4 protein-coding genes and 1 riboswitch are annotated in these 5,449 nt (G+C 70.9%); all 4 genes read left to right on the top strand.

Going from position 1 to position 5,449, the window contains the following annotated elements; genetic code table 11:
• Window positions 1-310 precede the first annotated feature (310 nt).
• Window positions 311-411, top strand: a riboswitch (glycine riboswitch).
• Window positions 412-574: 163 nt separating this feature from the next.
• Window positions 575-1,690 (top strand): glycine cleavage system aminomethyltransferase GcvT, encoded by a 1,116-nt coding sequence (gene gcvT / locus GPJ59_RS32825; RefSeq protein ID WP_219671567.1) that lies wholly within the window; start codon window positions 575-577, stop codon window positions 1,688-1,690.
• Window positions 1,691-1,769: 79 nt separating this feature from the next.
• Window positions 1,770-2,147, top strand: a complete 378-nt coding sequence (gene gcvH, locus GPJ59_RS32820; RefSeq protein WP_219671566.1) for a glycine cleavage system protein GcvH — start codon at window positions 1,770-1,772, stop codon at window positions 2,145-2,147.
• 26 nt (window positions 2,148-2,173) lie between these two features.
• Complete coding sequence (glyA, locus tag GPJ59_RS32815; protein WP_219671565.1) at window positions 2,174-3,430, top strand: serine hydroxymethyltransferase; 1,257 nt, start codon at window positions 2,174-2,176, stop codon at window positions 3,428-3,430.
• 289 nt (window positions 3,431-3,719) lie between these two features.
• A complete protein-coding gene (locus tag GPJ59_RS32810) occupies window positions 3,720-5,102 on the top strand; it encodes an L-serine ammonia-lyase (protein ID WP_219671564.1) in 1,383 nt (460 codons plus the stop codon).
• The last annotated feature ends 347 nt before the right edge of the window (window positions 5,103-5,449 follow it).

Genomic DNA, 5,449 nt, shown 5'->3' with positions numbered 1-5,449 from the left:
GGGCCCGGCAGGGCGGTCCCGGGCCGGGCCGCCACGGCCGCGGCGGCCGGATCGGGCGGCCGCTCCGCTCCGAATCTCCACATCGTGCTCGCCTCCCCTGGGGGCACTCCCCCCGGCTCCGTCCGGGGGTACCCCCACCCAGCCGTAGCCGGGGAGGGGTCACCAGGACCCCATGCCCACTAAGTGTAAAGAGACGGTAATCCGACGGGGCCGGTTCCGGTCCGTACTCACTTTCGGGCCCGGCCCCCCATTCCCGGCGGTCGCGTGGCATGATGTGCGCCAACTGGACACCAACTGCATACCGGCCGCTTGAATCCGCGCGGGAGAGTCCCGGAAGACCCCAGGGTCGCCGGGCGCCGAAGGAGCAAGAACCTCCCTTGAATCTCTCAGGCCCCGTACCGCGTGGATGAGGCAGATCTGAAAAGCGGGCCGCACTGTCGCGGCTCCACCCAAGGTGCAAGCCGTCGTCCGCGCCACGCGCGGGATCCGGCGAACCTCTCAGGTTCCGATGACAGATGGGGAGGATCGTCCTCGTCATGTCATGTCGATGCCCTGGGACCTGGGAGCCGTACCCATGAGCAATGCCCTCCGCCTGACCGCCCTCGATGCGCTGCACCGCTCGCTCGGTGCGACCATGACCGACTTCGCGGGCTGGGACATGCCGCTGCGGTACGGCAGCGAGCGCGACGAGCACAACGCCGTCCGCACCAAGGCCGGCCTCTTCGACCTCTCCCACATGGGCGAGATCACCGTGACCGGTCCGCAGGCCGTGAAGCTCCTGGACTACGCACTGGTCGGCAACATCTCCACCGTCGGCGTGGGCCGCGCCCGCTACACCCACATCTGCCAGGAGGACGGCGGCATCCTGGACGACCTGATCGTCTACCGCCTGGGCGAGACCGAGTACATGGTCGTCGCCAACGCCTCCAACGCCCAGGTGGTGCTGGACGCGCTGACCGAGCGCGCCGCCGGCTTCGACGCCGAGGTGCGCGACGACCGCGACGCGTACGCGCTGATCGCCGTCCAGGGCCCGGAGTCCCCCGGCATCCTGGCCCAGCTCACCGACGCCGACCTGGACGGCCTGAAGTACTACGCGGGCCTGCCCGGCACCGTCGCCGGCGTGCCCGCGCTGATCGCGCGTACCGGCTACACCGGCGAGGACGGCTTCGAGCTGTTCGTGAAGCCCGAGCACGCCGTCCAGCTGTGGGAGGCCCTGGCCAAGGCGGGCGAGGGCGTTGGCCTGGTGCCTTGCGGCCTGTCCTGCCGCGACACGCTGCGCCTGGAGGCGGGCATGCCGCTGTACGGGCACGAGCTCACCACCTCGCTGACCCCGTTCGACGCGGGCCTGGGCCGGGTCGTGAAGTTCGAGAAGGAGGGCGACTTCGTGGGCCGCGCCGCCCTGGAGTCCGCCGCCGAGCGCGCCGCCACGAACCCGCCGCGCAAGCTGGTCGGCCTGGTCGCCGAGGGCCGCCGCGTCCCGCGCGCCGGGTTCTCCGTCGTCTTCGGCGGCGAGGTCGTCGGCGAGGTCACCTCGGGCGCCCCCTCCCCCACGCTGGGCAAGCCGATCGCGATGGCGTACGTCGACGCGACGTACGCCGCGCCCGGCACCTCCGGCGTCGGCGTCGACATTCGCGGTACGCATGAGCCGTACGAGGTCGTGGCTCTGCCTTTCTACAAGCGGCAGAAGTGACGATCGCCCCACCGGGACCCGTCTCACCCCGCAAGACCACCGTTCATCAGCACTCCCCCGCATCCAGGAGAATCAGGTCATGAGCAACCCCCAGCAGCTGCGTTACACCAAGGAACACGAGTGGGTCTCGGCCGTCGACGCCGACGGCATCGCCACGGTCGGCATCACGAAGTTCGCCGCCAACGCGCTCGGTGACGTCGTCTTCGCCCAGCTCCCCGCGGTGGGCGACACCGTCACGGCCGGCGAGACCTGCGGCGAGCTGGAGTCGACCAAGTCCGTCAGCGACCTGTTCGCCCCCGTCACGGGCGAGGTCGTCGAGGCCAACCAGGACGTCGTGGACGACCCGGCCCTGGTGAACAACGCCCCGTTCGAGGGCGGCTGGCTGTTCAAGGTCAAGATCACGGACGACTCGGCCGAGCTGCTCTCCGCCGACGAGTACACCGACTTCGCCGGCTGACCCACCCGATACCCGAGGGACACCAGATGTCTGTACTGAACACCCCTCTCCACGAGCTCGACCCCGACGTCGCCGCCGCCGTCGACGCCGAGCTCGTGCGTCAGCAGTCGACCCTGGAAATGATCGCGTCGGAGAACTTCGCTCCGGTCGCCGTCATGGAGGCCCAGGGCTCGGTCCTGACCAACAAGTACGCCGAGGGCTACCCGGGCCGCCGCTACTACGGCGGCTGCGAGCACGTCGACGTGGTCGAGCAGATCGCGATCGACCGGATCAAGGCGCTCTTCGGTGCCGAGCACGCGAACGTGCAGCCCCACTCGGGTGCGCAGGCCAACGCCGCCGCGATGTTCGCGCTGCTCAAGCCGGGCGACACGATCATGGGCCTGAACCTGGCCCACGGCGGTCACCTGACCCACGGCATGAAGATCAACTTCTCCGGCAAGCTCTACAACGTGGTCCCGTACCACGTCGGCGAGGACGGCCAGGTCGACATGGCCGAGGTCGAGCGCCTGGCCAAGGAGTCCAAGCCGCAGCTGATCGTCGCCGGCTGGTCGGCGTACCCGCGCCAGCTGGACTTCGCCGCCTTCCGCCGGATCGCGGACGAGGTCGGCGCGTACCTGATGGTCGACATGGCCCACTTCGCGGGCCTGGTCGCCGCGGGCCTGCACCCGAACCCGGTGCCGCACGCCCACGTCGTGACCACCACCACGCACAAGACCCTGGGCGGTCCGCGCGGCGGTGTCATCCTGTCGACGCAGGAGCTCGCGAAGAAGATCAACTCCGCGGTCTTCCCCGGTCAGCAGGGTGGCCCGCTGGAGCACGTGATCGCCGCCAAGGCGGTCTCCTTCAAGGTCGCGGCCTCGCCGGAGTTCAAGGAGCGCCAGGAGCGCACCCTGGAGGGCGCGAGGATCCTCGCCGCCCGCCTGGTCCAGGACGACGTCAAGGCGGTGGGCGTGGACGTGCTCACCGGCGGCACCGACGTGCACCTGGTCCTGGTGGACCTGCGCAACTCGGAGCTGGACGGCCAGCAGGCCGAGGACCGCCTCCACGAGATCGGCATCACGGTCAACCGCAACGCCATCCCGAACGACCCGCGGCCGCCGATGGTCACCTCGGGTCTGCGGATCGGCACGCCGGCCCTGGCCACCCGCGGTTTCCAGGCCGAGGACTTCACCGAGGTCGCGGACGTCATCGCGGAGGCGCTGAAGCCGGAGTACGACGCCGAGGCGCTGCGGGCCCGGGTCTCGGCCCTGGCCGCGAAGCACCCGCTGTACCCGTCGCTGTAAGGCGCGGTTGGGGGCCCGGCCTTGTCTCGCACAGGGCCGGGCCCTTTTCATGGCCGCAGCGCGAGCGGTCCTCGACGTCGGGCCCGCGAAAGCCGCCGTACAGGCCGGCGTAACCGCCCCCTTCCTGAACTGACGTACGCTGATTAACCGGGCAAGGGCGCCCACGAGGCGCTCTTTGCCCACAATCTCTGCAAAGTCCGCCCTATCCGTCGGCCGCCTCGCTACGCTGCGAGAGCGACTGGACGGTTCGTTCCCCGCAACCGCGGGGGTGTTCCGGGAGTCTGCCACCGTGGCCATTTCCGTCTTCGATCTTTTCTCGATCGGCATCGGTCCGTCCAGCTCGCACACCGTCGGCCCGATGCGCGCTGCCCGGATGTTCGTGAACCGGCTGAAGAAGGACGGTGTCCTCGCCCAGACCACGTCCGTACGCGCCGAGCTCTTCGGCTCGCTCGGCGCCACCGGCCACGGCCACGGCACCCCCAAGGCGGTGCTGCTGGGCCTGGAGGGCCACTCGCCGCGCACCGTGGACGTGGAGAGCGCCGACGACGAGGTCGAGCGCATCCGCCGGACCGGCCGGCTGCGGCTGCTCGGGACGCAGATAGAGGACGCGCACGAGATCGCCTTCGACGAGCCGAGCCAGCTGATCCTGCACCGCCGCCGCTCGCTGCCGTACCACGCGAACGGCATGACGCTCTTCGCGTACGACGAGGCCGGCGCCCCGCTGCTGGAGAAGACCTACTACTCGGTGGGCGGCGGCTTCGTCGTCGACGAGGACGCGGTCGGCGAGGACCGGATCAAGCTCGACGACACCGTGCTGAAGTACCCCTTCCGCTCCGGTGACGAGATGCTGCGGCTGGCCAGGGAGACGGGGCTGTCCATCTCCTCGCTGATGCTGGAGAACGAGAAGGCCTGGCGCACGGAGGAGGAGATCCGCGAGGGCCTGCTGGAGATCTGGCGCGTCATGCAGGCGTGCGTCTCGCGCGGCATGTCCCGCGAGGGCATCCTGCCGGGCGGGCTGCGGGTCAAGCGGCGGGCGGCCGCCACGGCGCGGCAGCTGCGCACCGAGGGCGACCCGCTGCTGCACCGCAGCGAGTGGACGACGATCTACGCGATGGCGGTCAACGAGGAGAACGCGGCGGGCGGCCGCGTCGTCACCGCCCCCACCAACGGCGCGGCGGGTGTCCTGCCGGCCGTCCTGCACTACTACGTGAACTTCGTCCCGGGCGCCGACGAGGACGGCGTGGTCCGCTTCCTCCTCGCCGCCGGCGCCATCGGCATGCTCTTCAAGGAGAACGCCTCGATCTCCGGCGCCGAGGTCGGCTGCCAGGGCGAGGTCGGCTCGGCCTGCTCGATGGCGGCCGGCGCCCTCGCCGAGGTCCTCGGCGGCACCCCGGAGCAGGTGGAGAACGCGGCCGAGATCGGCATGGAGCACAACCTGGGCCTGACCTGCGACCCGGTCGGCGGCCTCGTCCAGATCCCGTGCATCGAGCGCAACGGCATGGCGGCGGTCAAGGCCGTCACGGCGGCCAGGATGGCGATGCGCGGCGACGGCAGCCACAAGGTCTCCCTGGACAAGGTCATCAAGACCATGAAGGAGACCGGCGCGGACATGAAGGTGAAGTACAAGGAGACGGCCCGCGGCGGACTCGCGGTGAACGTCATCGAGTGCTGAGCGGCCGGGACCTCCCGCCCGTGCGTACGGCCCCGCCGCCGCCCCGCTGAACCGGGGCGGCGGCGGGGCCGTCCCACAGGTGGACGATCACTGGCGGGTGGCCGGACGGTCCGGCGGCGAACGCGCGTGTGACCATGTCCGCCTGCCACTCGCGTCTTCCAGGGGGGAACCATGCGCACCCGCACCCGTACCCGTACCGCCGTCCGCACCGACGTCCGCACCCGCGTCCGCTCCCACGCCGGCTCCGGCGTCCAGTCCCACGTCCGCGCCCGGTCCCGCATCGCCAAGGGTCTGGCCGCCGCCGGCGCGGCACTGGTCCTGCTGGCCGGCTGCAGCGACGCCCCGGC

It is taken from the genome of Streptomyces bambusae (genome assembly GCF_019400985.1).
GTDB classification, from domain to species: Bacteria; Actinomycetota; Actinomycetes; order Streptomycetales; family Streptomycetaceae; genus Streptomyces; species Streptomyces bambusae_A.
The sequence above is the reverse complement of the archived record's forward strand: the minus strand, read 5'-3'. Positions and strand labels throughout refer to the sequence as shown.

Coding starts and splice junctions, on each gene's coding strand:
- gcvH (WP_219671566.1), top strand. CDS start 1,770: ATGAGCAACCCCCAGCAGCTGCGTTACACCAAGGAACACGAGTGGGTC.
- gcvT (WP_219671567.1), top strand. CDS start 575: ATGAGCAATGCCCTCCGCCTGACCGCCCTCGATGCGCTGCACCGCTCG.
- glyA (WP_219671565.1), top strand. CDS start 2,174: ATGTCTGTACTGAACACCCCTCTCCACGAGCTCGACCCCGACGTCGCC.